Annotated in this window: 17 protein-coding genes; 12 read left to right on the forward strand and 5 right to left on the reverse strand. The window is 67.6% G+C overall.

Annotation, left to right across the window (positions count from 1 at the left end; all coding sequences use genetic code 11):
• The first annotated feature begins 18 nt into the window (after positions 1–18).
• The 3 genes from ACQR50_RS16400 to ACQR50_RS16410 are packed head-to-tail and all read left to right on the forward strand — an operon-like array spanning position 19 to position 2,268.
• Positions 19–345 (forward strand): iron transporter, encoded by a 327-nt coding sequence (locus tag ACQR50_RS16400; protein ID WP_428969126.1) that lies wholly within the window; start codon positions 19–21, stop codon positions 343–345.
• The gene (locus tag ACQR50_RS16405; RefSeq protein ID WP_428969127.1) at positions 342–1,901 is read left to right on the forward strand and encodes a PepSY-associated TM helix domain-containing protein; all 1,560 of its coding nucleotides are present in this window, start codon (positions 342–344) and stop codon (positions 1,899–1,901) included. Before ACQR50_RS16400 ends, ACQR50_RS16405 begins: the two co-directional genes overlap by 4 nt.
• Positions 1,894–2,268 (forward strand): DUF3325 family protein, encoded by a 375-nt coding sequence (locus tag ACQR50_RS16410; RefSeq protein ID WP_428969128.1) that lies wholly within the window; start codon positions 1,894–1,896, stop codon positions 2,266–2,268. The genes ACQR50_RS16405 and ACQR50_RS16410 overlap by 8 nt, the downstream gene beginning before the upstream one ends.
• Here ACQR50_RS16410 and ACQR50_RS16415 read toward each other — a convergent pair.
• Positions 2,174–3,109 (reverse strand): glutaminase, encoded by a 936-nt coding sequence (locus ACQR50_RS16415; protein WP_428969129.1) that lies wholly within the window; start codon positions 3,107–3,109, stop codon positions 2,174–2,176. The two genes, ACQR50_RS16410 and ACQR50_RS16415, sit on opposite strands and share 95 nt — an antisense overlap.
• Before the next feature lie 115 nt (positions 3,110–3,224).
• On the opposite strand from ACQR50_RS16415, the gene ACQR50_RS16420 reads away from it, so the two are divergent.
• Positions 3,225–4,517 (forward strand): MFS transporter, encoded by a 1,293-nt coding sequence (locus ACQR50_RS16420; RefSeq protein WP_428969130.1) that lies wholly within the window; start codon positions 3,225–3,227, stop codon positions 4,515–4,517.
• Here the strand turns inward: ACQR50_RS16420 and ACQR50_RS16425 are convergent.
• Positions 4,475–5,230 carry a DeoR/GlpR family DNA-binding transcription regulator gene (locus ACQR50_RS16425; RefSeq protein WP_184105586.1) on the reverse strand — a complete coding sequence of 252 codons (756 nt, stop codon included), beginning with the start codon at positions 5,228–5,230 and terminating at the stop codon, positions 4,475–4,477. The two genes, ACQR50_RS16420 and ACQR50_RS16425, sit on opposite strands and share 43 nt — an antisense overlap.
• A gap of 152 nt (positions 5,231–5,382) precedes the next feature.
• A complete protein-coding gene (locus ACQR50_RS16430; RefSeq protein WP_428969131.1) occupies positions 5,383–8,178 on the reverse strand; it encodes a TonB-dependent receptor in 2,796 nt (931 codons plus the stop codon).
• Between the two features lie 202 nt (positions 8,179–8,380).
• Between ACQR50_RS16430 and ACQR50_RS16435 the strand changes: the two genes are divergently transcribed.
• The 3 genes from ACQR50_RS16435 to ACQR50_RS16445 all read left to right on the forward strand — a co-directional run bounded on the left by ACQR50_RS16435 (position 8,381) and on the right by ACQR50_RS16445 (position 11,736).
• Complete coding sequence (locus ACQR50_RS16435; protein ID WP_428969132.1) at positions 8,381–9,604, forward strand: histidine-type phosphatase; 1,224 nt, start codon at positions 8,381–8,383, stop codon at positions 9,602–9,604.
• An 87-nt stretch (positions 9,605–9,691) separates the two neighbouring features.
• Positions 9,692–10,372, forward strand: a complete 681-nt coding sequence (locus ACQR50_RS16440; protein ID WP_428969133.1) for a response regulator transcription factor — start codon at positions 9,692–9,694, stop codon at positions 10,370–10,372.
• Positions 10,369–11,736 carry an ATP-binding protein gene (locus ACQR50_RS16445; protein ID WP_428969134.1) on the forward strand — a complete coding sequence of 456 codons (1,368 nt, stop codon included), beginning with the start codon at positions 10,369–10,371 and terminating at the stop codon, positions 11,734–11,736. The genes ACQR50_RS16440 and ACQR50_RS16445 overlap by 4 nt, the downstream gene beginning before the upstream one ends.
• Before the next feature lie 187 nt (positions 11,737–11,923).
• Here ACQR50_RS16445 and ACQR50_RS16450 read toward each other — a convergent pair whose 3' ends face one another.
• Together ACQR50_RS16450 and ACQR50_RS16455 are read right to left on the reverse strand one after the other, a co-directional pair.
• Positions 11,924–14,332: a TonB-dependent receptor gene (locus tag ACQR50_RS16450; protein ID WP_428969135.1), complete on the reverse strand. Its 2,409-nt coding sequence runs from the start codon at positions 14,330–14,332 to the stop codon at positions 11,924–11,926.
• Between the two features lie 109 nt (positions 14,333–14,441).
• A complete protein-coding gene (locus ACQR50_RS16455) occupies positions 14,442–16,910 on the reverse strand; it encodes a DUF3772 domain-containing protein (protein ID WP_428969136.1) in 2,469 nt (822 codons plus the stop codon).
• Positions 16,911–17,106: 196 nt separating this feature from the next.
• Between ACQR50_RS16455 and ACQR50_RS16460 the strand changes: the two genes are divergently transcribed.
• The 5 genes from ACQR50_RS16460 to ACQR50_RS16480 all read left to right on the forward strand — a co-directional run bounded on the left by ACQR50_RS16460 (position 17,107) and on the right by ACQR50_RS16480 (position 23,869).
• A complete protein-coding gene (locus ACQR50_RS16460) occupies positions 17,107–18,666 on the forward strand; it encodes a sensor histidine kinase (RefSeq protein ID WP_428969137.1) in 1,560 nt (519 codons plus the stop codon).
• The gene (locus ACQR50_RS16465) at positions 18,663–19,046 is read left to right on the forward strand and encodes a response regulator (protein WP_058745339.1); all 384 of its coding nucleotides are present in this window, start codon (positions 18,663–18,665) and stop codon (positions 19,044–19,046) included. Before ACQR50_RS16460 ends, ACQR50_RS16465 begins: the two co-directional genes overlap by 4 nt.
• Complete coding sequence (locus ACQR50_RS16470; protein WP_428969138.1) at positions 19,043–19,819, forward strand: Crp/Fnr family transcriptional regulator; 777 nt, start codon at positions 19,043–19,045, stop codon at positions 19,817–19,819. Before ACQR50_RS16465 ends, ACQR50_RS16470 begins: the two co-directional genes overlap by 4 nt.
• 280 nt (positions 19,820–20,099) lie before the next feature.
• Positions 20,100–22,775, forward strand: coding sequence for a TonB-dependent receptor (locus tag ACQR50_RS16475; RefSeq protein ID WP_428969139.1), 2,676 nt, complete (start codon positions 20,100–20,102; stop codon positions 22,773–22,775).
• The gene (locus ACQR50_RS16480; RefSeq protein WP_428969140.1) at positions 22,775–23,869 is read left to right on the forward strand and encodes a phosphatidylinositol-specific phospholipase C1-like protein; all 1,095 of its coding nucleotides are present in this window, start codon (positions 22,775–22,777) and stop codon (positions 23,867–23,869) included. Before ACQR50_RS16475 ends, ACQR50_RS16480 begins: the two co-directional genes overlap by 1 nt.
• The last annotated feature ends 21 nt before the right edge of the window (positions 23,870–23,890 follow it).

The following is a 23,890-nucleotide window of genomic DNA, read 5'->3' on the forward strand; positions in this document are numbered from 1 at the left end:
GACAAGGGGAAAGCGCGGGTGGCATCGGGCCAGGCCATTGACGAACAAGGCGGCGGCCGTTGGCGGAGCGGCGTCGCCATGGCGTGGCGGTGGATCACGGCGATTCTCGGTGGTTATGCCTTTGCCGTCGCCGCCGCGATGCTGACCGCGCGCCTGCTCCCCGCGCCCGATGCGACGGCGCGGGTCGAGGCGACCGGCTGGCCGATGATCCTGTCCTTCCTGCTCTATGCCGGGATCGGCCTCTGGGCGCTGCACGAGGTCCGGCTGGGCCGGGTCAGCGCGGTGATCTGGGGCGGCGCACTGGCGATGGCGGTAACGCTCAAGCTGCTGGGCGTGCGGCCGTGAGCGCGACGGCGGCGCGGCGCGGGCTGCGACAGACCATGGCCTGGGCGCATGGCTGGCTGGGTCTGATCGCCGGGTGGATCCTGTTCACCATGTTCCTGACCGGCACCTCGGCCTATTTCCGGCCCGAGATCACCCGCTGGATGCAGCCCGAAATCCGTGCCGAGGCCGCGTCACCGGCGCAGGCGGCGGACTCGGCGGTCCGCTACCTGTCGCGGGTCGGGCCGGACGACCTGCAATGGTATATCTACCTGCCCGACGCGCGCACGGTCGCGACGCGCATCTTCCGCATCCCCGCCAAGCCCGATCCCAGGATACGTGGCGACGAACTGGACCTCGATCCGGTCAGCGGCGCCCCCCTGACCGCGCGCGAGACCAAGGGCGGCGAGCAATTCTATCGTTTCCATTTCCAGCTTCAGCTGCCGCACCCCTGGGGTCGCTGGTTGGCGGGGCTGTGCGCGATGGCGATGCTGGGCGCGATCATCTCGGGCGTCATCACGCATAAGCGCATCTTTGCCGACTTCTTCACGCTGCGCTGGAACAAGGGGCAGCGCAGCTGGCTCGACGCGCACAATGTCTCGGCGGTGCTCGGCCTGCCCTATCATGCGATGATCACCTATACCGGGCTGATCACGCTGGTGACGATGTACATGCCCTGGCCGGTGCTGATGAACTATGCCTCGCCCGCCCAGTTCATGCAGACCGCCTATGGCACCCCGGCCGACGTGCCCGCCAGCGGCGTACGGCGTCCGCTGGTTGCGATCGCACCGCTGGTGCGCGATGCCGAACAGCGGCTGGGCGGCCCCGCCACCCGCGTCATCGTCCAGAATCCCGGCGATGCGGCGGCGCGTATCACCATCGCCCAAGCCAAGCGCGGCGCGATCAATTCGCGCACCCCCATCGCCACCTATGACGGCGCGACCGGCCGCCTGCTCAGCCGCAGCGGCGATGCCGCCGTCGCGATCGACACGGCGGGCGTCATGCTGGGCCTGCACATCGCCGGTTTTGCTGGCCCCGCCTTGCGCTGGGCCTATTTCGTCATGGGGCTGACTGGCGCGGCGATGGTCGGCACCGGCCTGCTGCTGTGGACCGCCAAGCGACGCAAGCCGGGTGCCGCGCCCTTCTTTGGCCTGAAGCTGGCGGAGCGGCTGAACATCGCGGTGATCGCCGCCTTTCCGGCGGGCATGGCCGCCTATCTTCTCGCCAACCGGCTGATCCCCGCCACGCTGGAGGGCCGCGCCGATATGGAAGTGTCGGCGATGTTCTGGACCTGGGGCCTGCTGGCGCTGGCGCAGCTCGGCCTGCCCGCACGCCGCGCCTGGACCGTGCTGTTCGCCATCGCCGCCGCCTTCTGGACCGCGATTCCCGTGGTCAACGCGCTGACCACCGCGCGCTGGCTGGTCCCTTCGCTGCTCGACGGCGACCAGCTGTTCGTCGCCTTCGACCTGTCCTGTCTGGCCATCGGCATCGGCTTTGCCGCCGCCGCCCGGATCAGCGCTCGCCCCGCCCCCAAAACCCCCGGCCGGTCGCGCCGGACCATGGAGCCTGCCCATGCTTGATACGATCGCCCTTTGCTTCGTCGGCTTCTGGCTGCTCGCGGCCGGGTCCTATCGCCATGCCAAGGAGGCGGGGACGCTGCATGACGCACGGCTGCGCACCGGATTGAAGCTGCTCGGCGGCGCGGTGCTGCTGCTGGCGCTGTCGGGTTGCAGCACGGCGGTCACGGGCGAGCGGATCGTGCGCATGTTCGGCGCCGCCTCGATCGCCGGGATCGCGCTCAACCTGATCCTGTCGGTGCGCGCGCAGGTGGCCTTTGCCCCCCTGCGGGCGGTCAACCGGCTTGCGGGTCGAACACGGACCATCCCGTCCGCTGCACCAGCCGTTCGAGCGCCAGCGTACCAAGCTGCGAATTCCCGCGCGCGTTAAGGCCGGGCGACCAGACGGCGATCGAGGCGCGACCGGGCACGATCGCCAATATGCCGCCGCCCACCCCCGACTTGCCCGGCAGGCCGACGCGAAAGGCGAACTCGCCCGACCCGTCATAATGGCCGCAGCTCATCATCAGCGCATTGATCCGCCGCGCCCGCTGCGGCGACACGACCGAGCGCCCCGTCCCGGAATTGACGCCCCGCGCCATCAGGTAACGCCCCGCCAGCGCCAGCTGCCGACAGCTCATCGCCAGTGCGCAGAAGTGGAAATAGACGCCCAGCACGCGCTCGACGGGGTGATGCAGATTGCCGAAGGCGCGCATGTAATGGGCCAGCGCCTGGTTGCGGTGGCCGGTCTCCATCTCGGCTTGCGCCACGGCGGCGTCGATGACGATGTCGTCCTCCCCCGTCAGCGCACGCACGAAGCGCAGCATCTCGCCGATCGCCTCACGCGGTTCGTGGTTGCCCAGGATCACATCGGCGACGACGATCGCACCCGCGTTGATGAACGGATTGCGCGGGATGCCATGCTCGGTCTCCAGCTGCACGATCGAGTTGAAGGCGGTCCCCGACGGCTCGCGCCCCACCCGCCGCCACAGCTGGTCGCCGACCGCGCCCAGCGCCAGGGTCAGCGCGAAGACCTTGGAGATGCTCTGGATCGAGAAGCTTTGCTCGGCATCGCCCGCCAGATGGCACGCGCCGTCCGCCTCGACGATGGCGATGCCGAAACGCTGCGGGTCGATGTCCGACAGCGCGGGGATATAATCGGCGGGCGTGCCCCGGTCGGGGGCTTCGGCCATTTCGGCGGCGATATCGGCGACGATCGCGGACAGGTCCATGGCCCCGTGGTGCCGTGCGCGGGCCGCTTTGTCGAGCGCCGCGAACCCGTCACATACCGACGCTAGGGAGCCGTCGCTTCCTCCCCAAGCCCCGAGACGGACCGACATCGACATCATGCGCGAAAGGGACACCGCCCCGCCCGCCCCCGGTTTCTGGACGCTGGCCAGCGTCGAGGGATGGGAGCGTTGTGCGATTCAGGGCGCGAAGTCACTACTGACCCTGTTCCTGGTCACCGACCTGCTGGTCCACGGCCGGGGGGTGATCGGGCTGTCCGCCCTGCGCCGCGGGATCGAGGGCGTGACCGGTGCGCATGGCGACATCGCCTTCGCCTCGCAGCTTTACGGCCTGTACGGCGCGCTCACCTATCTGGTCCTGCCGCTGGGCGGCTGGATCGCGGATCGCAGCGGGCGGCGGCGGTTCGCCATGTATGTCGGCGCGATGCTAATGACGTTGGGTCTGCTCGCGCTGGCCAGTCGCAGCTGGGCGCTGCCGGGCCTGGCGCTGCTGATCGGCGGGATCGGGCTACTCAAGGGCAATCTGGCTGCCGAAGTGGGGGCGCTGCGGGGACGCGCGGCGGGCGAGCGGCTCTATGCGGCCTATCTGGCGTTCCTGAACGGCGGGGCACTGTCGGGGCCGCTCATCGGCGGCTGGCTGGCGTTGCGGTTCGGATTTGCCGCCGCCTTTGTCGTCATGGCCGCCAGCATGGTCGCGGCGATGCTGACCCTGCGCACCGCACCGCCGGTTCGCCTGATCGACGCGCGCGAGGCGGATCAACACCGCACCGACTGGCCGCGCGTGATCCTCGCCATCATCGCCGTGACACTGTGCTTCTGCGCCTATGAGCAACTCAACAACATGGTGCTGCTCTGGGCCGAACAGCGCGTCGACCTGACGCTGGGCACCATGACGGTCCCGCCGAGCTGGCTGGCGGCGGCGGACGGGCTGTTCACCATCGCGCTGGCGCTGCTCGCCTATCGCCTCTGGCCCCGTCTCTCACGAGAGCCGAGCGCGGCGCATAAGTTGGCGGCCGGGGGAATGGCGATGGTGCTGGCCTATGCACTGCTCGCCTGGTTATCGGGCGGCGCGATGCAGGTCGGGCTGATCGGGCCGGTCTGCGCCATCGCATTGCTGGCGGTCGGGGTGGTCCTGTCCTGGCCCTCGGCGCTGGCGATCGTTGCCGCCGCCGCGCCGCCGTCACGGCGCGGGCTGATGACCGGGCTGTTCTATCTCCACGGTTTCGTCGCGCATCTGGTGGTGGGACAACTGGGCACGCTCTATCCGCGCATGGAGCAACCGCATTTCTGGTTGATCCATGCCGGTTTCGGGATGGCGGGCGCCATGATCGCGCTGCTGATCCCGCGGGGTCAGGCGACGACCACCTCCACCCCGGCCAGCGCCTCGGCATAAGCGGGCGACAGGGGCGCGTCGGTCACGAGCATCGCCACCGCATCCAGCGCCGCCACCTGGATGGTGCCGGGCCGGTCGAACTTGCTCTGGTCGGCCGCGATCAGCGTGCGGCGCGAGCGGGCGATCATCATCCGGCACAAGGCCGCCTCGCCCGCATGATAGTCGGCGAAACCATGGTCGAGATTGACCGATTCCACCGACAAGATGGCGAGCGCGGGCGTGAACATGCTCAGATACTCGCGCGCGGTGGCATCGAAACAGGCGCGATACTCGTAATCCATCTCGCCGCCCGCCAGCATGATGCGATTGTCGTTGCGCCCGCCCAGCTCGGCGGCGACGCCGACCGCATTGGTCACCACGGTCAGCCCCTGATGATCGCGCAGGGCGCGCGCGACATAATGCCCGGTGGTGCTGGCATCGATATAGATGGCCTGCCCGTCCGCGACGACCTCCGCGACGGCGGCGGCGATGCGCTGCTTGGCCTCGGCATGGCGTTGCAGGCGGGTGGCAAAGGAGCCCTCGGTCTCGACCTTGGCGATCCGCACCGCGCCATGCGCGCGCACGACCGCGCCCGATGCCTCCAGCACCCGCAGCTCGCGCCGCACCGTCTCCTCGGACACCGACAGCGCCTCGGCCAGTTCGCCGATCCCGTGGAACCCGCCCTCGGCAAGATACGCCACGATCTCATGCTGGCGGCGTTGGCGTTTCATCATGTCTGGCAGGTCCTCTCTTCGGGATCATGCTAGCGTGTGACCATGTGGTCAGGAACCCCACACAAAATCGCCGACGGCACAAAGATGCGCCGTCGGCGTAGGTGCGCTCCGGCGCCCATGGGGGTGGGCACCGGATCGGGGAGAGGGTAGGATCAGAAGGCGTAGGTCAGGTTGAGCATGTAGATGCGCCCCGTCTCGACATAACCGCCCTTGCGGTCGTTCGAGAGGTACGCCTTGCGCTCGCTGGTCGTCGCCCAATAGCTGTGTTCGTCGAACAGGTTCTGCACCGACGCGCCGATCGTCAGGCCCGAGGGCAGGACATAGTTGACGATCAGGTTCGAGATGGTCGTCGGCTGGATATAGGTGTCCGGACGGCTGGAGCGCAGATCGTACAGCCGGTCGCCGGTATAATTGTAGTTCCATTCCGCCGACAGCGGGCCATGGGCATAGAACAGCGCGGCATTGTACATGATCTTCGGCGCCTGGGTCATGCGCTGGTCGCGCATCTGGCCGTTGACGAAGACCCGCGCCTGCGCGCGCTGCACCGTGACATTGGCCTGGAGACCCAAGCCGTCGAGCAGCCCCGGCAACCCCTTCAGCGAGTAACGGCCGAACAGTTCGACGCCGTAGATCTTGCCCGTGGCGTCGGTGGTCAGCTTCGACACCTCGACCCCGCCCTGCTGTTCCGACTGGGGCGCGCCCCAGATGTTGTAGTCGCCGCTGGCATTGGTGGTGCCGGTCGCGAACAGGACGTGGTTCAGATCCTTGTAGAAGGGGCTGATCGAGAAGAAGTCGGTGCCCTGGCCCTTATATTCGATCGAGGCGTCGTAGTTCCACGAGGTCTGCGCATCGAGGTTCGGGTTCGGGATGAACACCCCCGTCACCTCGCCCAGGTCGTTGCGCGACACCTGCGTCGGCCCGAGCAGCAGGTCGAAAGCGGGCCGCGAATAGCTCTTCCGGATCGAGGCGCGGACGACCATCGCATCGTTGGGGCGATAGTTGGCGATGACGCTCGGCAGCCACTGGTCGTAATGGCGGTCGGAGGTCACAAACGCGCCGCTATTGCCCTGCTCTTGGAAATAGGTGCCCTTGAAGCGGTTGTATTCGTAGCGGACGCCCGGCACGACCTCCAGGTCGCCGAACCGCAGCGTCGTCATGACATAGCCCGACAGCCGGTTCTCGCGCCCGTCGAGACGGTTTTCCTTCAGCTTCACCGGGTCCAGTCCGGCGATCTTCGGGCTGGACAGCTGGCGGACCTGATTCTCGATATAGTCGGTGTCGATCAGGTAGATCGGCACCTGCGCGGCGTTGTTCATGAACCCGCCGAGCAGACGGCCCGGCAGCGAGGTCAGGACCGGGCCGGTCGCGGCATAGCGCGGCGAGTTGCTGCCGTCCGCATTGGGGAAGGTATATTGCAGCGCGCCGTCGTCGCCCAGCGCATTGGCATAGCGCTTGGCGTCCTCGACCTTGGCGCCCGCCGAGATCGAGACGAGGCCCTGGTCGGCATGATGCCAGGTCGTGTCGAACTGACCCTCCAGGCGGCGTTCCCAGGTGTTCTCGAACTGCTGGGTGACATACCACTGGCGCAGCTTGCTGAGGTCGGTCAGGTACGCCCGCGCCGCGTCGGTCAGGACGACCTGCGGGAAGGTGCGCTGGCCGATCGAGGTGACCATGCGATAAGCCGCCGTGCCCGTGTTGTCGGCGGTGCCGATATAGGGACGGCCCGCAAAGCCCGACTGGATACGCAGCGGATAGTCCTGCGACCCACGAGAATAGGCGCCGTGATAGTCGAAGGTGAAGTCGCCCGAGCGGGTCTGGCCGCCCAGCTTGGTCGTCACCAGTTCCTGCTTGCTATGCTCGGTGCGGAAATAATGCGTCGCGGTCAGGCCGTAATCGGCGCGATACCCGGCGGCGTCGTACGAGCCCTTGTTGGGGTTCGGGTTGATCTGGTCCGGCGCCAGGCTGGTCTGGCGCAGCGCGGTCTGGTCCATCCAGCTCTTCAGATTGTACCGGCCATAGGTGGAGTGCAGGTACAGGTCCGTACCCTCGCCCTTCCAGTCGAGGTTCAGCGTGCCGCCCATCCGCTCGATGCGGTTGCGGAACGACTGCCACTGGGCACCGCGCACGAACAGATTGTCGAGATTGTCGCGGATCATGCCGGAGATGTTGTTGTTATACTTCTCCCAGTCATGCTGCACGGCCGTCGACTCGCCCAGCACATGCTTCAGGCCGTAATAGGCCGAGGCATAGACGCCGAAATCGCCGAAGCGCTGGGCGGTCTCGACCTGTGCGGTGCCGCCCCAGGGGTCCTGGCGACGCGCATCGGCACGGCCCGCCAGCTGGCCCTGGAGGCGGATCTGGGTGCGGTGGTTGGGCAGGTCGAAGGCGGTGATCGGCACCATGTCGATGATGCCCGCGATCGCGTCGCCATCGTACTTGGCGGTCGGCGCCTTGTCGACGCGCACCGTCTGGAGCGAGAAGGGCGACAACAGGTTCATCGAGATGGCGCGGGTGCGCGCATCGGTCTGCGCCAGGCGCACGCCGTCCAGCGAATAGGCGTTGTACGAGGTATCGAGACCGCGGATCGAGACATATTGCGCCTCGCCCGTCGCCGCCGCGTTGCGCGACTGGTCGACCGAGGAACTGATGCCCGGCAGGCGGGTCAGCAGGTCGGCCAGGTTCTGCTGCGGCTGAAGCCGCAATTCCTCGCCCGAGACGACCGTGGCCAGCGACTGGCTGCGCAGCTGTTCGTCCTGCGCGTCGACCACCGCCTGGCGATGACCCTTGACCACCACGTCCTCACCGACCTGCGGATCGGCGGCCGCGACCGCCGGTTCGTCCGGCGTTACGATCGGATCGGCGGCGAAAGCCGGTGCGGCAATCAGGAAGGTCGCGGCGGTGCCGCACAACAGGCGCACGACATGCGCCCGCTTGGCCGAAGCGGTCATGGAATTTCCCCTGGATCAATTGCGATGGCGACGCCCCCCAGGACGCCTTCGACGGCCCCGCTAGGGATGGCATGTGACAGCGCGATGACTTATTGACCGAATTTTGATGACTTCTCAAAATTCTTGCCGGGCCGGTGGTCTATCCTGGTAAAGCCGTGGCCAATGTCACAGTCCTGACCCGAAATAGGTCCAAAGCCGCGCGATGACCGCCTTCTCCCGCCGCCTGATCGCACCGCTCGCCCTCTATGCCCTGTCCATGCTGGCCGCGCCGGTCGCAGCGCAGGATGCCCCCGCCCCCAAGGGGCTGACGCTCGACCGGGTGGTGGTGCTGATGCGGCATGGCGTCCGCGCGCCGCTGGACGGCGAGGTGCCGCACGGCACGCGCACCGCCAAGCCCTGGCCGATCTGGACCACGCCCGAAAGCGAACTGACCCCGCGCGGGGCCGAGGCGCTGGCCGCCGAGGCGCGGGCCGATCGCGCCGCCTGGGTCGCGCGCGGCCTGTTGCCGCAGGGGTGCCCCACGCCCGGCAGCATCCGCATCCGCACCAACAGCTCGTCGCGCACGATCGCCAGCGGGGAGGCCTATGCCAAGGCGCTGACCCCGGGTTGCGCGGTGCCCGTCGCGCATGATCCGATGGGCCAGGTCGATCCCCTGTTCGAGCCGCTGCGCGCCCGTGCCACCCGTTTCGATGCCGACGCGGCGGTGGCGGACATCAACCGCTTCACCGGCGGCATGGATGCGCTGGTCGCGCGCCACCGCCCGGCACTTCGGCTGCTGGACCAAGTGCTGGGCTGCGGCGATGCCAAGGGCTGCGATCCGGCAGGCCCCGCCCGGCTGACGCCTTCGGCCGATGGCCATGGCATCGACCTGACCGGGCCGATCCGCACCGCCTCGGGCACCGCGCAGGTGCTGCTGCTGCAATATGCCGAAGGGCTGTCGCCCTCGGTCGGCGGCGTGCCGGTCGACGGCAGGATGCTGGCACGGCTGGGTACGGTCCATGCCGCGCTGTTCGACGTCTATTCACGCTCGCCCTATATGGCCGCGCACCAGTCGGCGGCGTTCGGGCGGCACATGATCGACGCGCTGACCGCGAAGGACGGCGCAAAGCTGGACATGCTGGTCGGGCACGATACCAATGTCACCGCGCTGGCCGCCTTGCTCGGCTTCGATCTGGTCGCGCCGGGCTATGCGGTGAACGACGCCGCGCCAGGCGGGGCGATCCTGATCGAACGCTGGCATGATGCGAAGGACCGGGCCTTCGTTACCGTCCATTACCGCACCCAGTCGCCTGCACAGATCCGCGCCCATTCCGCCGCCGTCTCGACACGGGCCGTGACGGTGCGCGGCTGCCCCGCCAATGCGCCCTGCCCGCTCGACCGTTTCGTGCGGCTGTTCGGCGAGCGACTGGCCCCGCTGGCCCGGTGAAATTGGTGGGGTAGGATCGGCGGGGCAGGACTTGCCACCGCGCATTTGCCCGGTAGGGCGGATGCCATCACGGTCTGGATGATATCGATGAGCCTGCATCTTCTTCTGGTCGAGGACGACGCCACCTATGCCCATGGCCTCGCCGCCGACCTGATGGGGCTGGGCCACCGGGTCGAACATGTCGCCGATGGCCGCTCCGCACTCGCCGTGATCGACCGCGAGCAATATGACGCGGTGATCCTCGACCGGATGATGCCGCGCCTGGACGGGCTGTCGGTGGTCGAGACGCTGCGCGCGCGTGGGATCACCCTGCCCGTCGTCATGCTGACCGCCCTGTCCATGGCGACGGACAAGGTCGACGGACTGGAAGCGGGCGCGGACGATTATGTCGTCAAGCCGGTCGAGCCGCAGGAACTGGTCGCGCGCATCCAGGCGGTGATCCGGGGCCGCCGCTGGACGGTCAGCGAAACCGACACCATCCGCGCAGGGAACATCGTGGTCAGCCCGACCAGCTTTCGCGCCTGGCGCGACGGGCAACCGATCACGCTGGCCAATCTGGAGCTGAAGCTGCTGGCCGAGCTGGCCCGCCATGCGAGCGAGGTTCTGACCCGCGCCATGCTGATCGAGCGGGTCTGGGGTTATGATTTCGAGCCGGAGACGAACATCGTCGACGTCTATATCCGGCGCCTGCGCATCAAGTTGACCGAGAATGGCGGCGAGGATCCCATCGAAACGGTGCGCGGAATCGGCTATTCGCTGAAACCATGATCAAGCGCGCGATCCGTCGTCTGTCGCTGCGCGGGCTGACCATCGCCGTCCTGGCCCTGTTCCTGATCGCCACGGTCGCCACCGGCATCTCGATCCTGGCCGCCAACCGGTTGACGGTCGCACGCGCGGTCGATCGCCGGATCGAGGCGATCGCCGATCTGGTGCTGGAGCGGGATGCGGGCGAGACGCTGCTCCCCACACCGCTGCTGCTCGCGCGGATCGCCACCTTGTCGGGGCAGCGCGATACCGGCGATATCGGCCTGTTGCTGCTGGGGGCGGACGGGCGGCGGCTGGGCGGCAATATCGCCCCGCGCTTCACCCTGCCGATGGGCCGGTCGGACCTGCGCCAGCGCGACGGGATCATCGGCCTGTCGCATGGCCGCGCGCTGGTTCGCGATGCGGGCGAAGGGCGGCGGCTGGCGGTGGTGGCGGAGACCGAACCGTTCGACAGCCACCGGGCGACGCGGACGCGCATCTATCTGACCGGGTTCGGCTCGATCATCCTGATCGTGGTCGGCGGCGTCATCGCCTTTTCGATGCTGGTCGGCCGCCGCATCGCCGACCAGCGCGCCACGGTCGAGGCGATCATCGCAGGCAATATCCGCCACCGTGTCCCCGTGACCGGATCGGGCGACGAGTTCGACCGCCAGGCCGCCGCCTTCAACCGGATGCTCGACCGCATCGCCGAGCTGATGGACGCGATGCGCAGCCAGTCCAACGACATCGCGCATGACCTGCGCACGCCCCTGTCGCGGCTGCGCGGCCAGCTGGTGCGCATGGTCGAGGACGCCCGCGACCCCGCCCAGGCCGAGCGCGCCGGTGCCGCGCTGGCCCAGTGCGACGCGCTGCTCGCCATGTTCGCCGCCCTGCTCCGCATCGCCGAGATCGAGGCGGGGCACCGTCAGGCGGGCTTCGCCCCCTTCGACCTGTCCGCGCTGGTCCGCGACACGGGCGCGATGATGATTCCCGTCGCCGAGGATGCGGGCCATTCCCTGAGCATCGCGGTCCATGCCGCGCTCCCGGATTTCGTCGGGGACCGGCAGTTGCTGACCCAGGTGCTGGTCAACCTGATCGGCAATGCGATCAAATATGGCGCGGCGGGCGGCACGATCCGGGTGTCGCTGGACGCGGGCGAGGAGGGCGTGACCCTGAGCATCGCCGATAACGGCCCCGGCATCGCGCCTGAGAATCGCGCCCATGCGCTGCGCCGTTTCGGACGGCTCGACACCGCGCGGGCGGCGGCGGGGGGCCATGGCCTGGGTCTTCCGCTGGTCGAAGCGATCGCGCGGCTGCATCGCGGGCGGCTGACGCTGGAGGACGCCGCGCCGGGGCTCCTCGTGTCGATCGTCCTGCCCACCCAGTAGGACGGAATCATTCCTCCCCTGCAAGGGGAGGGGGACCATGCGCAGCATGGTGGAGGGGTGTCCCGCTATCGAGAGGGTGACACCCCTCCGTCAGGCCTTCGGCCTGCCACCTCCCCTTGCAGGGGAGGAACGATAAAAAAAGGGCCACCCCGAAGGGCGGCCCTGAGGTCGGGTATCCGGGTCGGGATCAGAAGCGAACCGTGCCCTCCAGACCGATGGTGCGCGGCGGGTTGAAGTTGCCGTAATCGCCCAGCGTCGCGGCATTGGCGGCCGAGCGGCGATAGACGAAGCTGTTGTTGAGCAGATTGCGGCTCCACAGCGACAGGGTCATCTTCGTGCCGCCCTCGGTCAGCGGCAGGTCGGCCAGCGCGATGCGGCCGTTCATCACGAAGGTCTTGTCGGTGCGCGTCGTCTCGTTCTGGAAGCTGTAGGCCGGGTCGGCATAGTTGGCGTCCAGGTGGAAACGGACCTTGGCCTCCGAACCTGCCAGCGGCACTTCGTAATCGGCATAGGCCGAGGCGGCGTTGCGCGGCGTATAGACCACGAACACCTGGGTCAGCGCGTTGCCCAGGAACGGGTTCGGCGTCAGCGGCACGTTGGTGTAGGTGTAGGCGTAGGAGGCGCCGACCGTCATGCCCTCGATCGGGCTGGTCGTGATGTCAGCCTCGACCCCGCGAATCTTGGACGTGCCCGGCGCGTTGCGGGTTTCCTCGGTGTGCAGGTTGTAGGTCGGGCTGGCCGGGTTGGTGTCGACATTGTCGAAGTCGATCTGGGTGCCGGTGCGGTCCATGATATAGCCCGCCAGGTTCAGGCGGACGCGCTTGTCGAACAGGTCCATCTTCGACCCGATCTCATAGGACTTGACCGCTTCGGCGCCGAACGAGGCGAAGGTCTGCGACCGGTCATTGGCACCGCCCGCACGGTAGCCGGTCGAATATTTCGCATAGAGATGGACCGTGTCGGTCGCGTCGAACGCCGCCGTCACCATCGGATCGAACCGGCTGTTGTCGAAGGTGAAGGGGAAGTTGGTCGACTTGCCCTGCACCAGGTACAGCGTGCCGTTGCGCTTGTCGTGGGTGTAGCGCCCGCCCAGCGTCAGGTGGAAGGCATCGAAGCCCGCCGGGGTATAGGTCGCCTGCGCGAAGGCCGCATAGCTATAGGCGCGGGCGAAGCTGCCGCGCTGGAAGAAGAACGAGCCCGGTGCCCAGCCCTGGTTGCCCGAACCGATGGTGCCCAGCGCGGTCTGCGACAGGATGGTGTAGCCGGTGCCGTCCGCATTCCACTGGTTGGTCGACGGGGTCGCCGCCGTCTCGCGCGCGTTTTCGGTGAAGTAGAACAGGCCCGCCACGTAATCGAGCTGCGGCAGGCTGCCCACCGCCTGGAATTCCTGGCTGAACTGGTGCTGCTGCATGAAGGACAGGCTGTAGCGGCTGAACTTGCCGTTCGGCAGGAACACGGTGCGGTGCGCGCCGCCCGAATTGTCCCACTGGTCGGTCGACACGCCGCGCCATGCGGTGATCGAGCGCAGCTCCAGGCCCGGCGCCACGTCATAGTTTAGCTTGGCGGAAAAGCCGTGGGTGCGGTCGACGCTGTACTGCTGCGGCACGCCGATATCGGCGGTCTTCATGCGATCGTCGCCCGACACGACGACCAGAGGCGACAGCGGCGCGATGGTGCCGGAGGGCAGCTTGCCGCCATTGGCGTTGATCTGCGCGATGGTCGCGACCGGCAGGCCGCGCGGGTTGTAGTTCAGCAGCTGGCTGTAGAAAGGCGAGTTCTCGTCCTTCGCCTGGTCATAGGACAGTTCGGCCGAGAAGCCGTCGACCGGCTTCCAGAGCGCCGCGACATGGCCGCCCACGCGGTTGTACGCGCCCCAGCCCACGCTGCCGGGCAGCGGGTTCTTCACGAACGGGTTCTGGTGCTGGATCACGCCATCCAGCTTGATCGAGATGTTGTTGAACTCGGGCAGGTTGACGTGCGCGGCGGTGTTGTACGCACCGTAATTGCCGAAGCCCGCGGTCAGCGAGCCGCCGAACTTGCCGGTCGGCTTGGCGGTGACGATCGACAGTGCGCCGCCCTCGGTATTGCGGCCGAACAGCGTGCCCTGCGGCCCGCGCAGCACTTCGACGCGCTCGATGTCGAACAGCGCGGCGTTCAGGCCCTGCGAACGCCCCAGATACACGCCGTCGAAATAGACGCCGACGCCGGTGTCGCGCGCGGTCTGGTTCTGGTCGAACGGCACGATGCCGCGGATACCGACGGTCAGCGCCGACTGGCGCGCCTCGAAGGTGGCGACGCGGAGCGACGGCACGGTGCCGTCGGCCAGGTCGAGCAGGCTCTGGACGTGACGGTCCTTCAACACGGTCGGGTCGATGACCGAGATGGCGATCGGCGTCTTCTGAAGGCTGGTCTCGCGCTTGGTCGCGGTGACGACGATGTCCCTCAGCTCACCCGAATCGGTGGCGGGATCGGTCGCCGCGGCGGCGGGTGCCGGATCGGCGGCAGGCTTGGTGTCGGCGGCGAAAGCAGGCGTGGCGGCGAGTGCCAGAAGCGCGGAACCGCCCAGCAGCGCGGCGCGAACGAAATTGGTGTTCATGGTGGTTATTATCCCTATCCCCCGATCGACCTTCCGGTCGTCGCTGGCCGCGCGGATAGGGATGCTCCAAGAAGCTGGTGTTACCTTTCCATGACCAATCCCAACTTGTTCATTTCATCCTGGTTTCATCTTGGCCTTGTGCGGCAGGCGCAGCCGGGCTGGCCGTCCCGCCATGGCGCACCAATTCCATCTTCTGCGGCAGGGTGCCGATCTCGATATCCTTGTCCCGGAGCGCCGCGAGCAGCGCGAACAGCACCGCGCTGCGCGTGCCATAGGCCGCACGCGGGCTTTCGACATGGGCGAAGCAGTTGAAATGGATTCGCCCGTCGACGATCGAGTCGATGAACGCCTTGGGCGGCGGATCGGCCAGCACCGCCTCCTCGGCGGTGAAACAGTCGAGCACGATGCCCCGCACCATATCCGCATCCGTCTCGATCGGGACCGAGAACTGGATCTGGACGCGCCCCAGCGGCCCGGCCAGCGTCTTGTTGAGCACCGATTTGGTGATCAGCTCGGAATTGGGGACGATCAGCGTCGAATGGTCGGCCAGTTCGATCTCGGTCGAGCGCACGCTGATCCGCTTGACGTCGCCCTCGTCGGTGCCGACCCGGATCAGGTCGCCGATCTTGATCGGCCGCTCGGCCAGCAGGATCAGACCGGAGACGAAATTCTGGGTGATCGCCTGAAGGCCGAAACCGATACCGACCGACAAAGCCGACAGCAGAAGCGCGATCCGCTCCACCCCGATGCCCAGCGATGCCAGCGCCCAGATCACCGCCAGTGCGATGCCGATATAGCGCGCGACCAGGCTGACCGAGTTGCGCCCCGACCCGTCCAGATCGGTCGCGGGCAGATAGCGTTGCTCCAGCCAGCGCATGAACAGGCGCACCAGCCCCAGCCCGACGAACAGCACCGCCAGCCCGCGCAGGATCGCACCGGGCGAGATCCAGACATTGCCGATCTTGACCCCGTCGGCGACGCTGGTGATCTGGTCGAACACCGCCCCCGGATCGCCGCTCGCCCCGAACGGCTGGAGCAGCACGCCCAGCGTCAGCAGCACCAGCACCAGCCGGATCATGCCCGACAGGACCAGCCCGAACTGGTCGATCATGCTGCCCCGCACGCCCAGCGCGCGGGTCAGGGTGACGCCGACCTTGCTGTCGCGCACGAAGACCGAGGTGGCGATATCATCGGCCGCCACCAGCATCAGATAGAGCGCCGAGCCGAGCAGCACGGTCCACCCGATCATCAGCGCGACGAACCAGCTGAACCAGATATAGCCGACCAGCAGCGCCAGCCCGGCCACGCCGACCGCGATCCAGGCGACGAGCGTCGCAACGCTTAGCCCCGCACTGACCCCGGCATGGGTCGCGGCATCGGCCTGCGCGACGCGGCGGGCGCGCAACTGGCCCAGCACCACCAGGGTCGCAACGATCAACAGCAGGTGAAGCAGCGCCTCGACCGCCTGGCTGGCGATCACCGCGCTGCGGCTGCTGCCGATCGCGCCCTCGAACGACATCACCATCGTGGTGATGAAGGTCAGCAGGGTCAGGCCCCAGGACAGGGGCCGCAGCCGCTGCGCCGTTTCATTGTCGAGCGGCGCGATCCGCCACGAGGGCTGGCTGCGCATCAGGACGGCGCCGGTCACCGCCGCGGTGAATCCCGCCACGCCCGAGGCGAAGACGAAGCCGTCGAGGAAGCTCGTCCAACGCTGTGGCAGCAACCCCGCCCAGCGCAGCCCCTGAACGAAGACGAAGGCGGCGGCGAGCGGGCAGAGCGTGCCCACCGCCACCCGCCAGAAGGTATAGGCCGAGCGCCGCACCCGGCTGGGCGGCGCCTCGGCGATCAGGCGGCGCTGCGCCAGCCGGTGTCCGCCCAGCCGTACCGGGCCGATCAGGATGACCGCCAGGGCAAAGCCCAGCAGCGCCTGCCACGGGATGCCGCCGCGCCATTGCTGCGCGATCTGTTCGCCGCCCTGTTTCAGGAACAGCCCGACCCGCCGCCAGTCGCGCGGGGCCTGTTCCAGCACGATGGTCCAGAAGGCGGGGCTCAGCGGCGACGGCGCCTTGGACGACAATTTCTCGTTGAACTGCGCGGCCTTGCTCTGGTCGATCTCGTCGACCAGCTGCCCCGCCTCGACCCCTGCCAGCCGCCCGCGCTTGATTGCCGCATCGATGGTCGAGCGCAGCAGCGACAGCGCCTTGCGCTGCGCGACCAGCTCGGGGGCCTCCGCCTCGCCGGGCGTCGGCGTGCCCAGCCCGGTGATCCGCGCATTCACCAGCGCCAGCTGCTCGGTCAGGTCGGACACCGCCTGGTCGGTCGAGTCCTTGGCCCCCTGCGCCCGGTCGCGCAGTTCGCGCCGGTCGTCATCATCGACCTTGGAGTCGAGCGCGCGGTCGACCGCGCGCACCTCCGCCTCGGCCTCGGCGATACGGGTGGCCGAGGCCGTCGCCGGATTGCCCTGCGCCGACACCGGCACCCCCGTTCCGACTAGCCCGACCATGATGCAGGCCAGGACGAGGAAGCGCAGGACAGCGGAGGGCGCGGGACAGGACAGCGCAAAAGAGGACCGGGACATGGGGCATGCTCATAACCCCCCGCCGCCGGTCAGGCGAGAGGCTGACGGTTCCGCGCGTCCATTCGGTCCATCCCGGACATTTGCCACTTGATCCGAAATCGTGTGTATCGGGGAGCCCGCACCGGCCGGGATCGTTGACACCGATCGGACAATTTTGCGCATGACTGAACTCGCCTCCCCTCACGGACAAACGCCCTTGTCCGCTCCCCCCAGGGAACCGCTGCCGCACGACTCGCATGTGCTGGCGGGGATCAACCGCATCCTGCAGGAAGCCCTGCGCGCCTCGACCGAAGAGGAACTGGGCCAGCTGTGCCTGGCGGTGGCCGAGGACCTGACCGGCGCGGCGTTCAGCTTTTTCGGCGAGCGGCGGGACTCGCACGACCGGCTGGATCATATCGCGATCAGCGAGCGCGGCTGGGCCGCCTATGCGGGCGACGATCCCGACTTCAGTCAGCGCCAGCTGCCCAACGGCATGAAGATCCACGGCATTTTCGGCCAGGTGATCCTTCAGGACCGCAGCATGATCGTGAACGACCCCGCCAACCACCCCGACCGGGTGGGCACGCCCGAGGGTCATCCCATGTTGCGCAACTTCCTGGGCGTGCCGCTGCGCCGCGATGGCGAGACCTTCGCGATGTTCGCCCTGGGCAACCACCCCACCGGCTTTACCGAGCGCGAACGCGCCATCGCCGAGGAACTGGCCCCCGCCATCGTCCAGGCCCTGTTGCGCAAGCGGGCCGAGATCGCCTCGCGCGCCAGCCAGCGGCGGTTGCTGAGCCTGATCGAGGGTATCCCGCAACTGGTCTGGACCGCGACGCGCGACGGGCAATGGACCTGGGTCAGCCCGCAATGGGTCGCCATGACGGGGCTCAGCGTCGAGGAAAGCCTGGGTCATGGCTGGCTGGCCGCCGTCCACCCCGACGACCGCGATGCCGCGCGGCGTTTCTGGAACGGCGCGGGCGAGCATGGCGAACTGGCCATGGAGGGGCGGCTGCGCCATGGCCAGACCGGCCGCTATCGCTGGTTCAAGACGCGCGCGACGCCGGTGCGGGACGATCACGGCACCATCGTCGAATGGTTCGGCACCTCGACCGATATCGACACGCTGCGCCGTCTTCGCGAGCGGCAGGAGACGCTGGTCGCCGAGTTGCAGCACCGGGTCCGCAACATCCTGACCATCGTTCGTTCGATCTTCACCCGCACCGTCGAAAGCGGCGGGCCGATCGACGAGATTTCGGATCATTTCCGCGGACGGCTCGACTCGCTGGCCCGCACCCAGGTGGTCGCGACCCAGACACGGTCGGGCCGGGTGGACCTGGAAAACCTGATCCGCGACGAGCTATTGGGTGTGGGCGCTATCGAGGACGACCGGCTGTCGATCGAAGGGCCGGACATCTCGCTGCCCGCGGATACGGCGGAAACCATGGGTCTGGCGATCCACGAACTGACCACCAATGCCCTGAAATATGGGGCGCTGCGCCATCCCGCCGGCCGGTTGTCGATTGCGTGGGCGATCGAACTTAAATCAAATAGCGAATGCGAACTGATTGTAAAATGGGATGAAACAGGTGTACCAGCAATGCCGGTCCCGCCTGTACGTCAGGGATTCGGGACCGAGTTGATCCGTGAAGCCTTGCCTTACGGGCTGGGCGCACGGACCAGACTGGAATTTCGCGGTGGCGGCGTCCTATGTGTGATAACGCTACCATGGGCTGCAGATGACGCCGACGCGTTGAACCGGAGCACCGAGGGATGAACCGCCGATCGCCGCTGGCCGACAAGCGTATCCTCGTGGTCGAGGACGAGTATTTCATTGCGCGCGACCTGGAGCGCGCGCTGCGCGCCGCCGACGCCATCGTGGTCGGCCCCGTCGCCACGCTGGAACAGGGGCTCGACCTTGCCGAGAACCAGCCGCTCGACGCGGCGGTGCTCGACGTCAATCTGGCGGGCGAACGCGCCTTCGAGATCGCGGACCGCCTGTCGGCGCGCGACGTGCCCTGGACCTTCCTGACCGGCTATGACGAATGGGCGCTGCCCGCCCCCTATCGATCGGCCTCGATCGTCGCCAAGCCGTTCCAGCCCGATCGCATCATCCGCGCGATCGGCGCCTTGATCCCCGACAAAGGATGCGCATGACCTCTTCCACCGCCGCCCTGTCGTCTGCCTCCTCCCCGGCCGCCGCGTCCGAGGGGATCGCCGGCGCTGCGATCCGTCGGTTGACTGCGCTGACGCCGCTGGCCGATGCGGACCGCGCGCTGCTCGACGCCGCTGCCGACCGGGCGCTGACCTATCCGGTGCGCCACACCTTCCAGACGATCGGCCGTCCGGTGGCCGACCCGCTGCTCCTGTTGCAGGGCTGGGCCGCGCGGGTGCGCATCCTGCCCGATGGGCGGCGGCAGTTCATGAGCTTCTACCTGCCCGGCGACGTCATCGGTTCGGCGCATCATGCGCACCCCATCGCCTCCGCGACGGTGGTGGCCATCACCGAATGCGTCGCCTGCCCCGCCCCCGCCGCCCCGGCCGGATCGGGACTGGCCCAGGCCTATGCGGTCGGCGAGGCGCTGGACGAGGCCTATCTGCTGGGCCATGTCGTCCAGCTCGGCCGACTGAACGCGCAGGAGCGGATCAGCGACTTCCTGCTCGAAATCTATGAGCGGCTGTCGCTCGCCGGGCTGACCGTGGGCGGCAGTTTCGAGATGCCGCTGACCCAGGAAATGCTGGCCGATGCGCTGGGCCTGACCCCGGTGCACGTCAACCGGATGATCCAGCAGGCGCGACGCGACGGCGACCTGATGTGGAAATCGGGCCGCGTCCTGCTCCGCGATCCCGAACGCACCGCGCGCACCATCGGCCGGTTGAGCCCGCAGGTGACCAGCACCCAGACCATGCCGCAGGCGAAAGCGGACTGATCCTCCCCGCTCGCGGGGAGGTGGCAGGCCGCAGGCCTGACGGAGGGGAATCGCCGCCAGAGACGTCCTTTGCGGCGAGCCCCCTCCACCAGCCCCGCTGGTCCCCCTCCCCGTGCCGGGGAGGATTTTGAAGGCCACCCGTCATTCCCGCATCATTCTGATGGCTTTCTGACCCGTTCGGCCGGTTTCACACATTCGTCATCAATTTTACGCCAAGCTGACACCGACCGATCCTAACGCCCCCGCCGAACCGGCAAGACAGCCGATGGGGGATCAAGACATGCTGACGTTTCGCGGCCTGCTGAAGGCATCGGTTTCGCTTATTCTGGTGACGGGCCCGCTCGCCGCCCATGCGCAGGACAGTGCAGGCGCCACCGCCGCCGCGCCGCAGGCCGCGCAGGCGACCGATGCCGACGCCATGGGCGAGGATATCGTCGTCAACGGCACCTATGCGCGCAGCCTGGCGGCGGGCATCGAGACCAAGCGGCGCGCAGCATACGGCGTCGACTCGATCAGTTCGACCGATATCGGCAAGTTCCCGACCCAGAACGTCGCCGAAGCGTTGCAGCTCGTCCCCGGCGTGGCGATCACCCGCCCGCGCGGCGAGGGCCTGTATGTCAGCGTCCGTGGCCTGGGGCCGCAGTTCCAGAACACGCTGATGAACGGCCGCACCGTCGCGCTGAACGACCTGATCGAGAATGGCGGTGCCGCCGGGCGTCAGTTCCGCTTCGAGATGCTGCCCGCCGAATTCACCTCCAGCATCGACGTGGTGAAGACGCCGACCGCCGACATGAGCGAGGGCGCGCTGGGCGGCAATATCGACGTCAAGACCTTCCGCCCGCTGGAGGTCGGCAACAAGACGACCGTCAACATTCGCGGCACCTATACGACCCAGACCAAGGATGTTCGCCCCAACGTCACCGTGCTGACCAGCGCGAAGAACGGCGACGGCACCTTCGGCATCCTGGCGGGCGCGCAATATTGGGGCAAGACGGTCCGCAACGACCGCTTCATGAATTTCGGCTGGCTGACCGACCGCTATACGGCGGCCAACAAGGGCGGCATCCCCGCCGGTCTCTACTCGCCGACCCGCACCCGTCCGACCGTCGAGACCGAGGATCGCAAGCGCATCTCGGGCATCGTCTCGGCCCAGTGGCAGCCGACGCCCGAGCTTCAGACGACGCTCGACGTGGTCGCGACGCGCCTCGACGTCGCCTATGACGAGTTCGGCCTCGACATCTATCCCGATGACGGCGGCACGGCGGGCGGCCCCCCGGCGCAGATCCAGCCGGGCTATACGGTCGTCGGCGATACGATCACCAAGGCGACGATCAACAATGTCCGCTTCATGGGCACGCGCGAATACAGCCTCAATCGCCACGACCTGCTGACCGTCGGGCTGAAGCAGACGTGGAACCCCGACCGCTGGCATGTCGCCGCCAACGTCAACTGGTCGGCGGCGCACAGCTATCACCCCGACTACCGCACCGGCACCGTGCGCAGCCGCGCCTATTTCGTCGCGCCGCTGACCTATGACGCAAGCGCCGGTTACCAGTCGGTGCCGACCTTCACCACGCCGGTCGATGTCACCAACCCGGCCAATTACAAGCTGTTCCAGTTCAACATCGCGCCGAAGGACAGCAAGGACTGGGACTTCTACTCGCGCCTCGATATCGGTCATGATTTCGACGGCTTCCTGTCGAAGCTGCAGGCGGGTGGCGAATATCACTGGCGCAAGCGCGACTATTTCCGTCGCGATTACCTGATCGATACCGCGACCAACCAGCCGCTGACCAACCTGGGCGCGGGCGCGTATCAGCAGCTTCCCTATGACGACTTCCTGTCCGGCGTGTCGGGCAACGGCTTCCGCAACTGGCTGGTGCCCGTCAGCCAGGCCTATGTCGGCAATTTCTTCACCCCCGCCATCCAGGCGCAGCCGATCACCAATGGCGATCGCCGTTCGTCCTTCGTCGTGTCGGAAAAGATCGCGGCGGCCTATATTCGCGCCGATTACCAGTTCGACGCAGGCGCGGTGCCCATCACCGGCAATCTGGGCGTCCGCTATGTCCACACCGATCAGGTGGCCAGCGGCACGCTGACCAGCGGCAATCTCGCCACCCCGGTCAGCTACCCGAAGACGTTCAACAATGTCCTGCCCAGCTTCAACCTGCGCGCCGACCTGTCGCCGTCGCTCGTCGGTCGTCTGGCCGCCAGCCGGGTGCTGACCCGTCCCAACGTCACCGACACCGCGCCGCGCATCACCGTGTCGACCGACGCGCCGACCGCCAGCGGCGGCAACCCGCAGCTGGTGCCGTTCCTCGCCACCCAGTTCGACGGGTCGCTGGAATGGTATTTCGCCCCCTCGGGCATGCTGTCGGGTGCGGTCTTCTACAAGGCGATGGACAATTACATCACCCAGTCGAATACCGAGATCACTATTCCGGGTCGCGGCACCGTCCGCCTGTCCAGCTCGGTCAATGGCGGCAATGCCAAGGTCTACGGCGCGGAAGCGGCCTATAGCCAGGTCTTCACCTTCCTGCCCGAGCCCTTCGACGGCTTCGGCGTGCAGGGGTCCTACACCCACACGGAGGTGAAGGCCGACTACACGGCGGGTTCGCGCACCATCAAGGACCAGCTGATCGGCCTGTCGAAGAACAGCTTCAACCTGGTCGGCTTCTACGACAAGGGGCCGCTGTCGGCGCGCCTCTCCTATGTCTGGCGCGACAAGTATCTGTCGAGCACGGGCAGCACGGTGCAGGCGCCCACTTACGTCGCCGCCTTCGGTTCGCTCGACGGCCAGCTGTCGGTGCGCGCCGCCGACAATCTGACGCTCAGCCTGGAGGCGATCAACATCGCGGGCGCGCATCAGGACACCTATAACGACAATGCTCTGCGCTTCGGCGAGATCAACTATTATGGCCGGACGATCCTGTTCGGCATCCGGGCGGAGTTCTGATGAAGGCTTTCCTCACCCTGGCGGCGGTCCTCGCGACCGCCGCCGCTCCGGCGCCGCGACAGCCGCTCCGGATGAACGACATCCAGGTCGTCGGATCGCACAACAGCTATAAGAAGCGGATCGCGCCTGCGGTCTTTGCCGAACTGGAACGGCGCGACCCGAAGCTCGCCGCCGCGCTGGATTACGATCATCTGACGCTCGCGCAGCAGCTCGACCGGGGCGTGCGCCAGTTGGAGATCGACATCTTCGCCGATCCCGAAGGCGGGCGCTTCGCCCATCCCAAGGGCGAGGCGTTGGCCAAGGCGGCGGGCCAGCAGACCGGCTTCGACGAGGCCGCCATGATGAAGCCCGGCTTCAAGGTCTTCCACATTCCCGAAGTCGATTACCGGTCCTGCGGCACCTTCAAGCAGTGCCTCGGCCAGATCGACGCTTGGTCGCGCGCGCATCCGCGCCACTTGCCGATCATGGTGACGATCAACGCCGCCGACCGGCCGATCAACAAGCCCGGCGTCACCGATCCGCTGCCGCTGACCGCGCCGCTGCTCGACGCGCTGGATGCGGAAATCCGCGACGTGCTGACGCGCAACCGGATCCTTACGCCCGATGACGTGCGCGGGAATGCGAAGACCTTGCGTGAGGCGGTGACCACCAAGGGGTGGCCGACGCTGGAGCAGGCGCGCGGAAAAATCTACTTCGTGCTGGATACCCCCGGCGACGTGTCCGACCGTTACCGCGCCGGGCATCCCTCGCTGAAGGGTCGCCCGATCTTCGGCTGGTACGACACCGACCAGCCCGAGGCTTCGGTCGAGATCGTCGGCGATCCGCGCACCGACGGCGCAAAGATCAGGGAATGGGTGAAGCAGGGCTTCATCGTCCGCACCCGCACCGACGCCGACACGGTCGAAGCCCGCGCCAACGATCATGCCCGCCAGCAAGCCGCGATCGACAGCGGCGCGCAGGCCGTATCGACCGACTATTATCCCGGCGCGCCGACGCGGGCATGGCAGCGGGGCTTCACGGTAACGCTGCCGGGCGGGGTGATGGAGCGGTGCAACCCGGTGACGCAGCCGGTGGGTTGCAAGCTGCCGAAGTAACGAATGTTCCTCCCCTGGAAG

The sequence above is a fragment of the Sphingomonas sp. Xoc002 genome (assembly GCF_050408055.1).
GTDB classification, from domain to species: domain Bacteria; phylum Pseudomonadota; class Alphaproteobacteria; order Sphingomonadales; family Sphingomonadaceae; genus Sphingomonas; species Sphingomonas yabuuchiae.